This is a genomic window from Roseateles depolymerans (genome assembly GCF_003387155.1).
GTDB lineage: Bacteria > Pseudomonadota > Gammaproteobacteria > Burkholderiales > Burkholderiaceae_C > Roseateles > Roseateles depolymerans.
In genome coordinates this window covers 777530-794334 of record NZ_QUMT01000003.1, presented here as the reverse complement: position 1 = coordinate 794334, position 16805 = coordinate 777530, and the positions used below count along the sequence as shown (strand labels likewise).

Genomic DNA, 16805 nt, shown 5'->3' with positions numbered 1-16805 from the left:
CCGGGGCCGGCGGCGGGGAGGTCAGCGCTTGTCCCGCAGGGACTTGCGGAAGTTCTCCATCGTGTCGTGGATCACCACCTCTTCGTTGCTGATCATGTTGTCCCGACCCTGACCCGTTGCGAAAAGGGGCTCCAGCGTCTCGTAGTCATAGGCGGCGATGATGAAGACGCGGAAGCGCCACCAGATGTCCCAGTGGCTGCTGTAGACGAGCTTGACCAACACCTTGTCGCTGCGGGTGCCGTCTGCGTCCACGATGCCTGCCTGCACCTTGGCCACGGCCTTGGCGGCGGTGTCCAGCGTGGTGACACGGTCGAACACCAGCGCCTTGGCGCCGTCGGCATCGGCTTCGCGCAGGAACTTGATGGCGGGCTCGTCCTTGATCGCGAAGTTCACGTTCTGGGGCAGGGCGCCGCCGGTGGCCTGGGCCACGGCGCCCGGGTTGAGGGTCTGACGGATGATGCCGAGGATCTGGCCGCTCTGGTCCAGCAGCGGTCCGCCACTGTTGCCGGGCTGGATTTCGGCGGACACCTGCAGTTCATTGACATCGTCCCGCAAGCCGCTGGTGGCGGACAGCAGGCCCTTGGTCATGCGGGCGTTGTTGCCCAGCAGGCGGCTGAGCGGATAGCCGATGGTGAACACATCCTCGCCCATGGCCGCCGGCCGGGCCTGACGGAAGGCCAGCACCGGGGTGTCCTTGGGCAGCGGGTCACGCAGCTTGAGCAGGGCGAGGTCGACCTTGGTGTCGGACTTGACGACGTCGGCCAGCAGGCGCTGGCCGTTGAGCGTAATGGTGGCTTCCTTCTGGTCCTTCAGCACATGGGCACAGGTCAGCATCCAGCCGTCGGGGCTGATGACAAAGGCGGTGCCCTGCGGGGCCTCGATGGGCTTGCTGGGGTCCAGGGTGGTGACCTTCAGGCCCAGGCTTTCGATTTCCTTGACGACACGAGGCACGACCTGGCGCGGGTCCTCCTTGGGGGGAACGAAGAGGACTTCCTTGTAGGCGCTGAAGCTCTTGGCCTTGACCGCGTCCGAGGCCTTGGTGTTGGTGAAGGTCTGCGTGGACGACGCGCAGCCCCCGAGCAATGCGGCGACCAGCAGGGCCGCAGCGGTTGTGGTTTTCATGACGCCTCCCTCGGCGTTGGTGACAGGTTCGCCGGCTGTTGTATTTCAGATGGGGCTGCGCGGCTATCCGGCCATGCGGTGATTGCCACGGCGGACGCCATCATGTAGCCACCTGCCGCTCATTGAGGGGACGATGATGCGGGCAGGGCTGGGGAGGGCGCAGGAGGCTGGGCATCCTGTTTGCTCACGGGACGCACCTGTTGTCGCACCACGGAGCCTTCGCATGTCCGTCACCACTGCCTTGCCCATGGCCTTTACGGCCGTCCCGGCCGCCACGACGCTCGCCACAGCGGCGGGCGACCCGACCGAGCTGATCCTGCTCTATTTCATCCTGCCGCTGTGGTTGCTGGCGGGTGTGGCGGACTGGTTCTGTCATCGGGCTGCGCGCATCGAGCAGACGACCGGCGCGAAGGAGTCGCTGATTCACCTGCTGATGTTTGTGGAGGTGGGCCTGCCGGTGCTGGCCTGCCTGTTCCTGCGCATCAACGCGCTGGTGATTGCGGTGATGGTGGTGTGCTTCTTCATCCATGAGCTGACGGCGCTGTGGGATGTGAGCTACGCCACGACGGCGCGGGTGGTGACGGTGCTGGAGCAGCACGTGCACAGCTTCCTGGAGATGATTCCACTCATGGCCATCATCGCGGTGGTGGCCTTGCACTGGCCGCAGGCGATGGCACTGGTGGGGGTCGGGCCGGAGGCCGCGGACTTTTCGCTGGCGTGGAAAGACACGCCGCTGCCAACCGCCTATCTCGCCACCATCCTGCTGGTGATTCTGTTCTTCGAGATCCTGCCCTATCTGGAGGAGCTGTGGCGCGGCTGGCGCAGCGCCGGCGGACGTCTGATGCCGGAGGCGGCCCGGCGCGCCAAGGCGATGGGGACGGATACCCTGCATCCGTCGCGGACGGTGGGGGGACGTTGAACGCGGGGTGTCCGCCAGCTGGCAACAGCTGTCTCGCGGTGATGACTGCATGCTTGCCAACTCTGCGATCTTTGAGGTTGCTCAAGTGGAGCGCTATGCTTGGACCACTGAGTTTCAACAAGCCTGCTGGCCTCAACACGCGCATCCATGGAGACTCGTTCACCGGCCTCACTCCCCCTCCACTTCAGCGGCGCCGGCCCCGGCCCGCAGTCCGCTGATGGGTGTTCGGTGGAGCTGTATCGTCGATCGGCCTATGCCGGTGAGATCGAGCTGCTGAAACCCTGGCTGCCGCCCGGCACCACCGTGCTGGAGCTGGGATGCGGCACCGGTCGGCTGACGCATCGGCTGCTTGAGTTCGGCTGCCGCGTCACCGGCGTGGACAACTCGGCCGACATGCTGCGCCACGTCAGCGACGCGGTGCAGCGCGTGCAGGCGGACATCGAAACCCTTCAGCTCGACCAACGCTTCGATGTGGTGCTGCTGCCCAGCGGCATGATCAACCATGCGGACAGCGCCGTGCGGCGCGCCTTCGTGGCCGCTGCAGCGCGGCATGTCGCCCCGGAGGGCCGACTGATCCTCAAGCGCCAGCCCCCGCACTGGCTGCTGTCGGCACAGGTCGGTGACGTCAGCCGTAGCGAGGACGGGTCGATGGAAGTCGTCTCCGTCGAGCGAAGCCCGGACCCCAACCCCGCCCCCGGCTCTGACCCGAACTCGGAGGGCACTCAGGTCCGCATGACCCTGCGCTACCGCATCGGTGCCGACACCTGGACGCATGCGTTCAGCGTCATTGCACTGGAGGAAGCCCCCATCGCCCGCTTGCTTCAAGCGCAAGGCTTCGAGCCCCCAGAACCCCTCGACGCCGCTCGCCTCTGGCTGAGCGCCCGCCCTCGATCACTGCAGGGCTTCCTCGCGCCGCATCAGGCCTGACAACGTCACCCACCAGTCGCTCTCCGGCGCTGGCTTGAGCAGCCTCGGCGGGCCGCCCGCCGTCGCCGCATGCCATTGGCTGCAGTAGAGCAGGGCCGTCTGCGGTCGGCGCCGCCAGGTGGACAGCCACGCCGGCATGTCGTCAGTGAGCTCCGGCTCCACCACCAGCAGCCGCACTGGATACGCCTGCATCAGCGCATCGGCCTCCTGCGGACTCGATGCCTCCAGGCATTCAAATCCCGCCAGTACCAGCCGCTCCCGCAGCGCCTCGCGCACCACCGCGCAATGGTCCAGCAGCAGGGCCGTGTGACCTTCACCGATCGGCTGCGCCAGCCAGGGCCGTGCCGGCGGCCAGAAGACTTCGTCCTCCTGCGCCGTCACCCAGGGCAACTGCACCTCGAATCGAGCGCCCTGACCGGGCCGGCTGTGGACGGCGATCTGTCCTTCCATGGCCTGCACCAGTTGCTGCACGATGCTCAGGCCCAGCCCGATGCCGGGCCGGAACGCTTCGGTCGGGGCCCGGACGAAGGGCTCGAACACCCGCGCCAGGTCTTCGGCCGCGATGCCGGGCCCGTTGTCCTTGACCGCCAGCGCCAGCGCCCCATCCTGCGTGACGCCCGCCTGCAGCACGATGCGCCCGCCCCGGGTGAACTTGGCCGCGTTGGCCAGCAGGTTGACCAGCACCTGCCGCAAGCGCCGCGCATCCAGTTGCACGACCGAGGGCAGCTCATGGGCAATCACCAGCGTCAGCGTGTTGCCGCCCGCGCGGGCCAGGGCCTGGCTCTGGTGGACGATCTCCTGCAGCAGCCCATGCAGATAGAGCGGCGCGGGCAGGATCTCCAGCCTTGCCTCCGATTCCGGGGACCGCGAGAAGTGCTGCATCTCGTCGATCATCTCCAGCGCCAGCAGGCTGCTGTGCTCGATGGCATGGCGGCTGGCCTCGAAGTCCTCGCCCGGTCGCAGTTGCCGCGCCACCTGCACCACCGACGCCAGCGGCGCCCGCAGGTCATGGCCCAGATAGCCGAGCAGCCGTCCCTTGGCCTTGTCGCTGCGTTCGGCCCGCTCTCGGGCTTCATCCAGCGCCATCGTCCGTTCCCGGACCGCCATCTCCAGCCGCAGTTCCTGCCGGGCCTTCTGCCGCTGCATGCGGCGCAGCAGCCCGCCCAGCACCAGCAAAGTGCCCAGCAGGCTGGCGATCGGCGGGGCATAGTCGCTCAGCGCGCTGTAAGGCATGAGCCCCAGCAGTTCTGCATACCGCGGCGTCATGCCCAGCATGCCGGCCACCAGCATGCCCAGCCAGGGCTTGGCCAGCGGGTGGCGCTGTTGCCAGGCTCGCCACGCCCCCACCACCATGGCCAGCAGCAGCACGGTGTTGAACTGTGCGGTGATGAAGGTGCCCAGCGGATAGTTGCCGAACACGCACAGACCGACGCCCAGGAAATTCGCCAGGGCCACCACCCGCAGCGCGCGCTGCAAGCGCGGCTGCGTGCGGGCCAGGCCCAGCATGCGCACCAGGGCCAGCACCTGTAGCAAGGTGGTGAGGATGGCGAAGGTGGAGAGGGACCGCAAGGCCCAGTCGGTCGCGTCGGGCCACAGCAGCATGAAGCTGGTGCCCCGCATGCCCGATTCATAGAGCATGTAGCTCAGCACATACAGCGCCGTGTAGACGTAGGCCCGTTCCCGCAGCAGAAAGCCCAGCGCCAGCGCCAGCAGCAGCAGCAGGCTCATCATGCCCAGCATCAGGCCGTCCGCCAGCAGCTCCCGCTGATGCCGCAGCGCGAGCGCCGCCGTCTCCCACAGCTGCGGCCGCAGGTTGATGGAACTGCGGCTGGCGACCCGCAGCAGCAATTCCACCTGCTGGCCCGGTTCCACCTGCACGGAGAACGTACTCACCCGGACGGGAAGCTCGCGCTGGGAGAAGGGCACCGACAGGCCCGCATCCGACCGATGCCAGCCCAGGCCCTCGGTGCGGGCATACAGACTGATCTCTTCCAGCCGCGCGGGTGGCACCCGCAGGTGGCGGCGGATCGGCTCCTGCGTGCCGTTGTGCAGCCGGATGCGCAGCCAGTAGGCCGCGGGCGTGTAGCCGGGCTGCAGATCATGGCGCTGGGCGGCGGCAAAGTCGCGGGAGGACAGCACGTCGGCCAGGGTCGCGTCCGCCTTGGGGTCCACATGCAGCCAGACATAAGGGGTCAGGTCGATCACCGGCTGCTGGGCCTGAAGTTCCAGCACGCTTTGTGCGCGGGCCGGCGACGCCAGCATCAGGAACAGGACCAGCAGCAGCGCCGCCCGCATCGGCCAGGCGTGCAGCGCCCGGGTCCCGATCACTGGACGCTGCCTTCGCGCGCCGCCATTCGGTAGGCCATCGGGCTCTGCCCGAAGCGGGTTCGGAAGGCCGTGGCGAAGTTGCCGGGGTTGTTGAATCCCACCGCCAGGGCCACCTGCTGCACCGCCATGCCGGTCTCCGACAGCAGCCGGGCGCCATGGCGCATCCGTTCCTCGCTGACGAAACCCGACACCGTCTGTCCCAGATGGTCCCGGAACAGGGCCAGCAGACGCTTTTCATGCAGGCCGATGCGGCGGGCCAGTTCCGGCACCGGGGGCAGCTCGGCCAGATGCGCGCGGATGTAGCGCACGGCCTCCTGCACCAGCAGGCCGTCCGGATTGCGGGACGCCGGATCGCCGGTTGGCGCCCCGGCAGGTTCTTCTTCGTCCTTGTGCTGGAGCTGCGCGGCCAGGGCCAGATGCACCCGCACGCGGGCCAGCACTTCCTCCGGCCAGAACGGCTTGCTGATGAAGTCCACTGCCCCCAGCCCCAGGCCGTTCACCCGGTCGTCCGGCTGGTTGTGGGCGCTGAGGAACAGCACCGGGATGGCGGCGGTGATGGGATCGGTCTTGAGCAGGCGGCACAGCGCAAAGCCGTCCATGTCCGGCAGGCCGACATCCAGCAGGATCAGTTGCGGCCGCAGGGCCTGCGCCCGTTGCAGGCCCTGCTGGCCGCTGTGGGCCAGGGCCATGCGGTATTCCTTGCGCAGCAGCTCATTGAGCCAGCGAAGGTCCTCGGGCACGTCGTCGATCAGCAGTATCAGTGGCGCCGTGGCCCCGGAAGGGACGGCGGTATCGGTCTCCGTCATAGGGAACAGATTGTCCGGCGCGCCCACCGTGGATGTCTGTCTCCCGGGGCGAAAGACGTCGCGCCCTGCGCACAAGTACCACGTAAAAATTTCACAACGTTGCATTCAATGTACGGCGGCATTCCTTTTGGCAAAGGGCGCAGGCGTTTTCGCAAAACCCCCGGCCCCTCGGGACGCGGATAAACGCGACCCAAGCACATAAGACCAAGGGAACCCAGGTGCACGAGATCACGAATCTGCGCATGGCTGCAGCACTGCTGAGCATGTCGCCTTTGTTAACGATCGCCGCCACGCCGGACGCCGGCCAATTGCTCAACGAGCGTCAGCGTGTCGAACAACCCGCGAGCCGCCCCAGCACCGAACCCAAGGCCGACGCCAATGCGCTGTCGCAGGCGGCCGGCCAGCCGGGCCTGACCGCCCTGGTCCAGCAGGTGCGCTTCACCGGCGCCGACGGCCTGGCCACCGAGACCGAACTGCAGGCCTGGGTGGCCGACGGTGTCGGTCAGCGGCTGAACCATGCCCAGATGCAAGCCCTGGCCGCGCGCGTGACCGCGCGCCTGCAGGCCAAGGGCTACCTGCTGGCCCGCGCCTACCTGCCGCGCCAGGACCTCAGCGGTGGTGAATTGCAGATTGCGGTGGTGCCGGGCCGGCTGCAGGAAGGTCCGGGCCGTCTGGGCCTGACCGGCGGCAATGCCGCGCTGCAGGCCCGCCTGCGAGTCATCGCCGATGCCAACCTGCCCGAAGGCCCCCCCAAGGCGGAAGACCTGGAGCGCGCGCTGCTGCTGATGCGCGACGTGCCGGGCATCACCGTGCGTTCGGCGCTGGCCAAGGGCGATCAGCCTGGCACCAGCCGCATCGAAGCCCAGGTGGAAGAGCAGCGCGCCTGGGGCGTCTCCGCCTCGGTGGACAACTTCGCCAACCGCTACACCGGCGATGTGCGGGCCACCGTGCGCGGCGTGCTGAATCGTCCGCTGGAGCGGGAAGACCAGGCCTTCGTCTCGCTGAGCAAGACCCGCGACACCAGCCAGGCCGCAGCCTCCTACGCGTGGGCTTTGTCGCCCAAGGGTCTGCGGGCCAACGTCAACGCCTCCTACCTGCGCTACAGCGTCGGCCTGGAACTGGAACCGCTGGAGCTGCGCGGCACCGCCCGCAGCCTGGGCGCCGGCCTGAGCTTCCCGCTGCAGCGCGCCCGCGAAAGCAATGTCTGGCTGAACCTGGACGCCGAAGACCGCCGCCTGGACGACGACGCGCTGGGCGTGTCGCTGCACCGTCGCCGCGTGGACCGGGTGAACGTGGGTTTCAGCGCCAACGCCTGGGACGAGCGCTTCGGCGGCGGCCAGACCGACTGGGGTCTGGGCGTGGCCAGCGGCCAGGTGTCCCTGGCCCGCAATCCGGATGACGCCCGTGCGGATGCGGTGGGCGCCTCCACCCAGGGCAGCTTCACCAAGCTGAACTGGCATGTGGGCCGCAACCAGAGCCTGCCGGGCCTGGGCAGCTGGACGCTGTTCGTGTCGGCCAACGGCCAACTGGCCACCGACAACCTGGACTCCTCCGAGAAGTTCATCCTCGGCGGCCCCGCTGGTGTGCGGGCCTATGCCGTGGGCGAGGCCTCTGGCGACAGCGGCTGGCTGGCCAGCATGGAACTGCGTCGCGACTTCCGCTTCTACGGCCTGCGCGCGCAGGGCCTGGGCTTCCTGGATGTGGGCGGCATCACCCAGCACCAGAACCCCTGGACGGGCGCCCTGGCGGATCCGTCCACCAATCACTACCGCCTGGCCGGTGCCGGCCTGGGCTTGAACGTGTCGGGTGAGCGCTGGAGCGTTCGCAGTGCCTGGGCCCACACCCTGGGTCACAACCGCGGTCGCAGCGCCAACGGCCTGGAGGCCGACGGTCGCGCCGAGCGTCAGCGCGCCTGGGTGCAGCTGAACGTCGCTTATTGAGCCCCCACAACCAGAAGAACACGCACGTCATGAAGAATTCTCTGAATCACGCCTACCGTCTGGTCTGGAATGAAGCGACCGGCACCTATGTGGCCGTCGCGGAAACCACCCGCGCCCGCGGCAAGCGCGCCTCCGGCGCCGTCCGCTGTGCTGCGGCCGCCCTGGTGCTGGGTCTGGCCGGCCAGGCCGCCTCCGCCCTCGATGCGGGCACCTTGCCGACTGGCGCCACGGTGGCGGCCGGTGCGGCCACGCTGACGCAAAACGGCAACTCGCTCAACGTCAACCAGCAGACCCAGAAGCTGGTCATCAACTGGAACAGCTTCGACATCGGCTCTGCGGCCGGCGTCCACTTCAGCCAGCCCAGCAGCAATGCCATCGCGCTGAACCGCATCAACAGTGGCGTGCCGACGCAGGTGCAGGGCTCGCTGACCGCCAACGGAAATGTCTGGATTCTCAACAGCGCCGGCGTCGTCTTTGGCAAGACGGCCCAGGTCAATGTGGGCGGCCTGGTGGCCAGCTCGCTGAACCTGTCGGACAGCGACTTCCTGTCCGGGCACTACACCTTCACCAGCAACGGCCAGGCCGGTGCGGTCACCAATGCGGGCCAGCTGCAAGCCGGTGGCGTGGTGGCGCTGGTGGCGCCGGTGGTGCGCAACAGCGGCAGCATCCAGGGCAGCAGCGTGGCCCTGGCCGCCGGTGATCAGGTCACCCTCGACTTCAGCGGCGACGGCCTGCTGGGCTTCACCGTCGATCGGTCCACGCTCAATGCGCTGGTCGAGAACACCGGCAGCCTGCAGGGCAGCAATGTCACCCTGAGCGCCCGCAGTGCCAGCACGGCCATGGCCACGGTGGTGAACAACGAAGGCGTCATCGAGGCCACCGGCCTCTCCACCAGCGGCGGCCGCATCGTCCTGGACGGGGGGGCCACCGGTGAGGTGCACGTCGCCGGCTCGCTGGACGCCAGCTCGGCGACGGCCCAGGGCGGCCGCATCACCGTCACCGGCCAGCAGATCACGCTGGATGGCGGCGCCACGCTCAATGCCAGCGGTGCCACCGGCGGCGGCACCGTGCTGGTGGGCGGCGGCTACCAGGGCAAGGACAGCAGCCTGCACAACGCAACGACCGTGACGGCGGACAGCTCCGTCAAGGCCAGCGCCAGCGCGACCGACACCGGCAACGGCGGCCAGGTCGTCTTCTGGTCCGACGACACCACCCGCTTTGCCGGCCGCATCGACGTGCGCGGCGGCGCCAATGGCGGTGACGGCGGCCAGGCGGAAGTCTCCGGCAAGCAATCCCTGAGCTACAGCGGCGTCACCGATGCCCGCGCCGACAAGGGCAACACCGGCGAGCTGCTGCTCGATCCGGCCACGGTCACCATCACCGCAGGGGCTGGCACCGGCGACATCACCGGCAGCACCGTGTATGTGAGTGACCTGGAAGCCCAGCTGGCCAACGTCACGCTGCAGGCTACCGGCAACATCAACTTTGCCAACCTGGCCCTGAACGGCGGCGACGGTCGCCTGAGCATGGCCAACAACGTCAGCCTGCGTCTGGAAGCGGGCACGACGGGCAACGGTTCGATCACCTTCGCCAATGCCCAGAACACGGTGGAAGTGTTTGGCACCGGCAGCATCTATCTGCAGGCCGGCTCCACCGGGACCGGTTACCTGACCAACATCGCCAACCTCATCGCGTGGGGGACGGGCACCAACCCGGGCACGCTGCCGACGCATTCGGTCACCGCGGTGGGAAGCGGCACGCCGGGCGCTGGCTCGGTCACGCTGTATGGCGCGGACGGCGTGACCGTCGGCGGCTCGGTCACGACGCACGGCGGTTATGTGCGCATCTGGGCGGACTCGGACAACGCCAGCGGCGGTGGTCTGACCCTGTCGGCGCCGGTCACCACGAACGGGGGCAACCTCTACCTCTCGGCGGGCACGGGCGATATCGTGCTGGACTCCAGCATGACGCTGGGCGCCGGTCGCCTGTTCTTCAAGGCTGACGGCAGCTACACCACCGGCGTCCGTGTGCTGAGCGGCGTGCTGAGCGCCAGCGGCGACGTGGCGGTGGACACACCGTTCACCATGAACGCCGGCGCCAGCATCCTCACCGACGGCATCATCACGCTGTCCAGCATCGTCAACCTCAACACCGGCACCGGTGTGCTGACGCTGCGCGGCAGCGCCATCGACTTCACCGGCGCCACGCTGAATAACCTCAGCACCGCGTCGATCCGCCTGGAGCCGGCCAATGCCAACACCAGCATGGTGCTGGGCGACAACACGGGTTTCGCATCGGTCAGCCAGCTGTCGCTGCTGCAGGGCATCAAGAACCTGACCATCGGTCGTGAAGACGGCACCGGCACGATCACCCTGGCCAACAACTTCAGCTTCGCCGCCAATGGTGCCCTGGAGCTGGTGAACAAGAACATCGACATCAGCGCCGGCACGCTGACCAACACCGCTGGCAACATCATCCTCAGCGGCGACAACATCAACGTCGCCCGCACCGTCACCGCCAACGGCGGCGCCGGTAGCGTGACGCTGCGTCAGGAAGGGGCTGGCACCGACCTGCACCTGGGCACGACCCTGGCCAGCAGCTCCACCTCCGCCGTGAATGCCGCGACCCTGATCGTGGGCCGCGCAGATGGCGGGGACGTGATTTTCGATGGTGACATCACCACCAACGCCAGCTCGGTCCACGTCATTGCTGGCGGCAAGGTCGAAGGCATCAACGGCGGTGTCTCGGCCGCCAACCTGGCGGTGACGGCCGCGGGCGGCGCCACGCTGACCAGCAGCACCTTCGACTTCACCACGCTGGCCCTGAACGTGGGCGGCAACACCCTGGTGCAGACCGGCAGCAGCAGCTGGGGCCTGGGCACGGTGGATGGCGTGAACGGCCTGACGATCTCCACCACCACGCCCACGACGGTGAACCTGGTGGCGCAGAACAGCATGGGCTTGAACGCAGGCATCCAGCTGGGCGGCGGTGATTCGACGCTGAACCTCAAGGCGCTGAGCTTTGATGCCGGCACCGCCACCGTCAGCGGCCAGGCGCTGGCCACGGTCAGTTTCGACACGGTCAACCCGTCCCAGACGCTGACCGTCGGCGGCGCCACCAGCATGCTGAGCCAGACCTCGCTGAGCAAGTTCAACGGCTCGCAGGACATCGTGATCGGCAGCGCCGGCAGGACGCTGTCCGCCGAAGGCGCGCTGGCCGCCACCGTGGGCCATGAGCTCACCCTGGTTGGCGACACGATGACGCTGCCCTACGCCATCACGGCCAACACCGGCAGCCTGCGCCTGAACGTGCTCAACGGCGGACTGTCGCTGAACGCCCCGCTGACTGCGGGCAACACGGTGATCCTCCAGACCGCGGGTGGCGACATCAACGGCAGCGCGGTCGTGACCGCCAGCAAGCTGGCCATCGAAGCGGGCACCGGCGACGTGAGCCTGAGCGGCATGCAGCAGGTGAGCACGCTGGCTGCGCAGGCAGGCTCGCTGGCGCTGGTCAACGGCAAGAGCCTGACGGTGGGGACGGCGGACGGCGTCAATGGCATCACCGTCGACAAGACCGTCGATGTGCGCCTGAGCGGCGCCACCTCGGACCTGACGTTGGCCCAGGCCGTGCATGCGACCAACAGCGGCAATGAAACGACCGGCATCCTGCTTGCGTCGGGCCGGAATTTCACCAACAACGCCGGCGCTGCGGCGCTGCAGTCGGACGCCGGCCGCTGGCTGGTCTACTCCACCACGCCGACGGCGGATGTGCGCGGTGGCCTGAGCCCGGACTTCAAGCAGTACCAGGCCACCACCGCGTCTACTGTGCTGGGCACCGGCAACGGTCTGCTCTACACCGTGGCGCCGACCGTGACCGTGAGCCTGGTGGGCACCACCAGCAAGGTCTACGACGGCACGACGGCCGCGACCCTGGGCGCTGGCAACTACACGATCAGCGGCGTCATTGACGGAGACACCGTGACCTATTCGGTCGCCGGCGCTGGCGTGTACGGCAACAAGAATGTGGGCACGGCCAAGTCGGTCAGCGTGGACGGTGTGTCCATGACTGGTGCCAGCAATGGCGGCACCGTGGTCTACGGCTACACGCTGGGCAGCACCACCGCCACCGGCAACATCGGCACCATCACGCCGCGCAGCATCAGTGCCGCCACCGGCAGCGTGCAGGACAAGGTCTACGACGGCACGACCACCGGCACGCTGGGCACGGTCAGCCTGAGCGGCGTCCTGGCGGGCGATGTGGTGGGCGTCAGCGGATCTGGCAGCGCCACGTTCGCCGACAAGAACGCAGGCACCGGCAAGGCCGTGACCATCAGCGGCCTGAGCCTGAGCGGCACCGACGCCGGGAACTATGCCTTTGACACGAGCGCTACCGCCAGCATCACGCCCAAGGCGATTGGTGCGGCGACTGGCAGCGTGAACAGCAAGGTCTACGACGGCACGACCGCTGCCACGCTGGGCACCGTGAGCTTGAGCGGTGTGGTGGCGGGCGACAGCGTAAGCGTCGGCGGCACCGGCAGCGCCAGCTTTGTGGACAAGAACGCGGGCAGCGCCAAGGCGGCCGTCATCACCGGCATGAGCCTGGGCGGTGCGGACGCGGCCAACTACGTGTTCAACGGCTCCGCCACTGCGGCCATCACGCCCAAGAGCGTGAGTGCGGCTGCGGGCAGCGTGCAGGACAAGGTCTACGACGGCACGACCAAAGCCACCGTGGGCACCATCAGCCTCAGCGGTGTGGTGGCTGGGGACACCGTGGGCGTGGGGGCAGTGGGCAGCGCCAGCTTCTCCGACAAGAACGTCGGCAGCGGCAAGGCGGTGACGGTCAACGGGGTCGTGCTGAACGGCACCGACGCCGGCAACTATGCGTTCGACACGTCGGCGACGGCCAGCATCACGCCACGCGCGGTGGGGGTGTCGGCCGATGTGGCCACCAAGGTCTACGACGGCAGCACGGCAGCCACCTTGAATTCGGTGACGCTGTCCAACGTCGTCGCCGGGGATGAACTGGCCGCCAACGGCAGTGCCAGCTTCGCCAACAAGAATGCCGGCACCGGCAAGACGGTGAATCTGGACCTGCAACTGAGCGGCGCGGACGCTGGCAACTACATGCTGCCGTCGGGCGCTGTCACCAGCACCGGCACGGTCACCGCCAAGGTGATCTCGGCCGGGCCGGTCACCGTGACGACCAAGCTGTATGACGGCAGCACCGTGGCGCTGGTCAGCGGCGGTGAGCTGTCGGGCGTGGTCGCGGGCGACAAGGTCGGGACCGTGCTGAAGGGCAGTTACGACAACGCGGCCGTGGGCGTGTCCAAGACGGTCACCGTGGGCCTGGGCCTGAATGGCTCGGACGCTGGCAACTATCAGCTGGACAAGACGCAGACGTCGTCGGTGGGCGCGATCAATGCGAACCCGGCCACGGGTGCGCTGGACGGGCTGGTGGCGAAGGTGGATACCAGCAATGGCACCAAGGGCAGCGACGGGACCGGGTCGACCGGTAACGGCGGCGGCGGTGGCCAGGGTGGGACCGGTGCGACTTTGCTGCCGGGGACGGCGGGGACGAATGAGCTGTTCGCCGGAGGTGGTACGGGATCGGGGACGGGTGGTGGCAGTGGTGCTGGGAACGGCGCGGGCACTGGCACTGGCGGCGATGCTTCGGCTGGTTCTTCCAGCGGCAGCGGCAGCGGCGACAACGGCGGCAATGGCAGCAACGGCAGCAACGGCAGCGGCACCAACAAGGGCGCCGGCAACACGTCGTCCGGCACCACCGGCAACGGTGACGGCAGCGCTGCGGGTCAAGGTGACGGCGCTGGCCAAGGTGGCGTCGGGACTGCCTCCACGGTTCAGCTGAGCACCGAAGGCGAGTTCCGTACCGCCGATGGCGTGAGTGTGAGCACCGTGAGCGGCAATGGTGGCGGTTTGGTCGCCGGGGACGCGTCCAATGGCGCCGGTAGTGGCGCTAATGGCGGCAACGGCGGCAACACCGGCAATGGCGGCGGCGCCAACGGTGCTGGCAATGGCAACGGCAATAGCGCTGGAAACGGTAGCAGCAGTGGCGCTGGCAACGGCAACATTGGCTCTGCCGATGGCGCTGGAAGTTCCTCTGGCGCTTCGAGCACCAGTAGCAACGGCAACGGCAGCGGCAACGGCAAGGCCGCTACCGGCGGCGGTTCCACCGCCAGCGAAACGGTGCTGCCCATCTTCGTGGCCGAGGGTGAATCCAGCCTGAGCTTCCAGGGCCAATACCGCGTGGTGGACCAGGGCAGCAGCCTGTCCCTGCAACGCCAGGACGGTCAGCAAGCCGGACAGCCGACGCTCAAGGGCTCGGTGAGCGTCCGTACGCAAGCCGTGCTGCCGCTGGACGGCGGCGAGCGCGCCGTCATGCAGCTGACGTTGATGGAAGACGGCACGCTGGTGGCCCTGGTGCCGGACAGCTTGGCCGGGATGAGCCGTGACACGCTGAGCGCCTACGCGCTGAGCGCGCTCAAGGCGGCGACCGGGTCCAAGGTGACGCAGGTGCGGTCGGTGGTGCTGCGGTTCACTCCGGCCAAGTAAGACGGTTGGATTTCGCGACACGCTGCCCGTGAGGGCAGTTCATCAGCAGGGGAAGACGCTTCGGCGGTCTTCCCCTTGTTTCATTGGGCATGCGGGCGCCGTCCTGCAACAGTGTTACGCGCAGCCGAGGAGTGCAGCGCAGCCGCCACTTGCGACCAGCTACGCCACCATCGATTTTGAACAGGCGAGAAGATCTCTGCCAGTGGCGTTTAAAGTCAACGCCATTTATTCAAGAAAAACGGGGCAGGGCGGGTACGCAAGTGCGAAAGACTGGGAACACGGCGGCACCGATCGTCTGACCTGAGCTCATAACTCTCGATCCCGTCCTTTGCGCCCCACCACCTACGAGAGGGACGCCACCTAGGCGTATGCCCTCATCTCGCGTGAAGACACCGCTCAAATGCAGAACACTGAACTGGCAAAACTGATCCTGAAGGCACGCAGATTTCGGAGCGTGTCGCTCTTCCTGCTATTCGCAAACATCGTTTCCTTGGCGGTTCTGTACTTCAACAAAATCTCGCCTGCCTTTATGCAGGACGACATGACGAACCCGGCTTTCGTCCAGTTCTTGTCGTCTGATAGTTTTAAGCAGAACGTGGCGCTGCAGTTCGATACCTTGCAGGCCTACAACGAAGCCCCACTGAGACACCCACGGCCCAATGCGAACCTGGTGGCAATAGACCCAACGCAATTCGGCATCGTGCTTCACGTGGATTACACCCTTGAGCCGCAGTATGAGGCGTCGCCGGACGGAATTCCGCGTTACCGCTATAGCACGCGTATCCGTGTACAGCCTGCGATTGGAACACTGGTCGCCTTCGTCGGAGTTGAAATCGTTCTGATTGGGCTGTTGATCTGGGGCGTGAAGTCGAGCCGGGACCCCGTCCAAACGGAGTACGAGGCCGCAGTCCTGCGCGGCTACTTCTTCCCAGAAGAGACTGAAACCGCCGATACGCCTGCGGCCCGAGGGGCGCTGAAGCACTTGCTCGCACGGTTTCATGTTTACGCCAACGAACTCCAGGCAAAGCCGAGAGCCGGTCACAACCCTTGGACGATCAACGACGAATACGATGTTCAGCAAGCCCTTTGCGCCCTGCTGAGGACTCACTTCGACAACGTCAGGCCGGAAGAGACCACGCCTAGCTTGGCCGGTTCATCCTCACGCGTGGACTTCCTGCTCGTGAACGAGCGGACCGGTGTTGAGGCGAAAATGATGCGCGACTCTTTGACCGACCGCGAGCTGGGCAAACAGCTTTTGCTCGACTTGGCGCAATTTCCTAGCCATTCACATTGCGAGTCACTTATCTTCCTCATCTACGACCCGACCCACATGGTGCGCAATCCCGTCGACATGCGCGATAGCGTGATCGCTGCCGCTCGAGGGTTTCCCACGGAGGTCATATTCTCGCCTCCACGCTAAGTCCACCAAGGTCTGCCAGCTAGTCACGAGCAGTGGCGCTGGCAACGGCAACACTGGCTCTGCCGATGGCGCTGGAAGTTCCTCTAGCGCTTCGAGCACGAGCAGCAACAGCAGAGGCAACGGCAACGGCAACGGCAAGGCCGCTACCGGCGGCGCTTCCACCGCCAGCGAAACGGTGCTGCCCATCTTCGTGGCCGGGGGTGAATCCAGCCTAAGCTTCGAGGGCCAGTACCGCGTGGTGGACCAGGGCAGCAGCCTGTCGCTGCAACGCCAGGACGGTCAGCAAGCCGGACAGCCGACGCTCAAGGGCTCGGTCAGCGTCCGTACGCAAGCCGTGCTGCCGCTGGACGGCGGCGAGCGCGCCGTCATGCAACTGACGCTGATGGAAGACGGCACGCTGGTGGCCCTGGTGCCGGACAGCCTGGCCGGGATGAGCCGTGACACGCTGAGCGCCTACGCGCTGAGCGCGCTCAAGGCTGCGACCGGGTTCAAGGTGACGCAGGTGCGGTCGGTGGTGCTGCGGTTCACTGCGGCGAAGTAAGACGGTCGGAGTTCGCGACACGCTGCCCGTGATGGCAGCTCATAGAGGGGGAAGACGCTTCGGCGGTCTTCCCCCTTTTCATTGGGGCTTGGGGTGCGTTGCATCGGCGTTGTTGAGAGCTTCCCGCCACGACAGGAGAGATGCGACAATGAACTTCGAGCTTGAATCCTGCCCAGGACGAACAGCGTGGCGACCGATCCATCGTTCCAATGAAACCTGGCCGCGACCAGCGG

9 protein-coding genes are annotated in these 16805 nt (G+C 67.2%); 6 read left to right on the top strand and 3 right to left on the bottom strand.

The genetic code is table 11. The features are described 5' to 3' along the window. Nucleotides 1-21: 21 nt before the first annotated feature. Entirely contained in the window at nt 22-1122 is a 1101-nt protein-coding gene (locus tag DES44_RS17415) for a S1C family serine protease (RefSeq protein WP_083525260.1), read from the bottom strand. Nucleotides 1123-1345: 223 nt separating this feature from the next. Here DES44_RS17415 and DES44_RS17410 point away from each other — a divergent pair, with 223 nt between their 5' ends. Together DES44_RS17410 and DES44_RS17405 are read left to right on the top strand one after the other, a co-directional pair. Then, complete coding sequence (locus DES44_RS17410; protein WP_198164880.1) at nt 1346-2041, top strand: diguanylate cyclase; 696 nt, start codon at nt 1346-1348, stop codon at nt 2039-2041. A 147-nt stretch (nt 2042-2188) separates the two neighbouring features. After that, nucleotides 2189-2968 carry a class I SAM-dependent methyltransferase gene (locus tag DES44_RS17405; protein ID WP_083525261.1) on the top strand — a complete coding sequence of 260 codons (780 nt, stop codon included), beginning with the start codon at nt 2189-2191 and terminating at the stop codon, nt 2966-2968. Here the strand turns inward: DES44_RS17405 and DES44_RS17400 are convergent. Both DES44_RS17400 and DES44_RS17395 read right to left on the bottom strand, forming a co-directional pair. Beyond that, nucleotides 2933-5296, bottom strand: coding sequence for a sensor histidine kinase (locus DES44_RS17400; protein WP_058933527.1), 2364 nt, complete (start codon nt 5294-5296; stop codon nt 2933-2935). The genes DES44_RS17405 and DES44_RS17400 overlap by 36 nt on opposite strands. Continuing rightward, nucleotides 5293-6102, bottom strand: a complete 810-nt coding sequence (locus tag DES44_RS17395; protein WP_058933528.1) for a response regulator transcription factor — start codon at nt 6100-6102, stop codon at nt 5293-5295. The genes DES44_RS17400 and DES44_RS17395 overlap by 4 nt, the downstream gene beginning before the upstream one ends. 242 nt (nt 6103-6344) lie before the next feature. Between DES44_RS17395 and DES44_RS17390 the strand changes: the two genes are divergently transcribed. The 4 genes from DES44_RS17390 (at nt 6345) to DES44_RS17375 (ending at nt 16572) form a co-directional block, all read left to right on the top strand. Continuing rightward, entirely contained in the window at nt 6345-8042 is a 1698-nt protein-coding gene (locus tag DES44_RS17390) for a ShlB/FhaC/HecB family hemolysin secretion/activation protein (protein ID WP_198164881.1), read from the top strand. A 29-nt stretch (nt 8043-8071) separates the two neighbouring features. After that, nucleotides 8072-14611 (top strand): YDG domain-containing protein, encoded by a 6540-nt coding sequence (locus DES44_RS17385; protein ID WP_058933529.1) that lies wholly within the window; start codon nt 8072-8074, stop codon nt 14609-14611. Between the two features lie 400 nt (nt 14612-15011). Continuing rightward, nucleotides 15012-16031 carry a PD-(D/E)XK nuclease domain-containing protein gene (locus DES44_RS17380; protein WP_058933530.1) on the top strand — a complete coding sequence of 340 codons (1020 nt, stop codon included), beginning with the start codon at nt 15012-15014 and terminating at the stop codon, nt 16029-16031. Between the two features lie 175 nt (nt 16032-16206). Further along, entirely contained in the window at nt 16207-16572 is a 366-nt protein-coding gene (locus DES44_RS17375) for a hypothetical protein (protein WP_058933531.1), read from the top strand. Nucleotides 16573-16805 lie beyond the last annotated feature (233 nt).

Bases quoted from the DNA above. Each gene is read 5' to 3' on its own strand.
- DES44_RS17390 (WP_198164881.1), top strand. From the start codon at position 6,345: ATGGCTGCAGCACTGCTGAGCATGTCGCCTTTGTTAACGATCGCCGCC.
- DES44_RS17410 (WP_198164880.1), top strand. From the start codon at position 1,346: ATGTCCGTCACCACTGCCTTGCCCATGGCCTTTACGGCCGTCCCGGCC.
- DES44_RS17405 (WP_083525261.1), top strand. From the start codon at position 2,189: ATGGAGACTCGTTCACCGGCCTCACTCCCCCTCCACTTCAGCGGCGCC.
- DES44_RS17395 (WP_058933528.1), bottom strand. From the start codon at position 6,102: ATGACGGAGACCGATACCGCCGTCCCTTCCGGGGCCACGGCGCCACTG.
- DES44_RS17380 (WP_058933530.1), top strand. From the start codon at position 15,012: ATGCAGAACACTGAACTGGCAAAACTGATCCTGAAGGCACGCAGATTT.
- DES44_RS17415 (WP_083525260.1), bottom strand. From the start codon at position 1,122: ATGAAAACCACAACCGCTGCGGCCCTGCTGGTCGCCGCATTGCTCGGG.
- DES44_RS17385 (WP_058933529.1), top strand. From the start codon at position 8,072: ATGAAGAATTCTCTGAATCACGCCTACCGTCTGGTCTGGAATGAAGCG.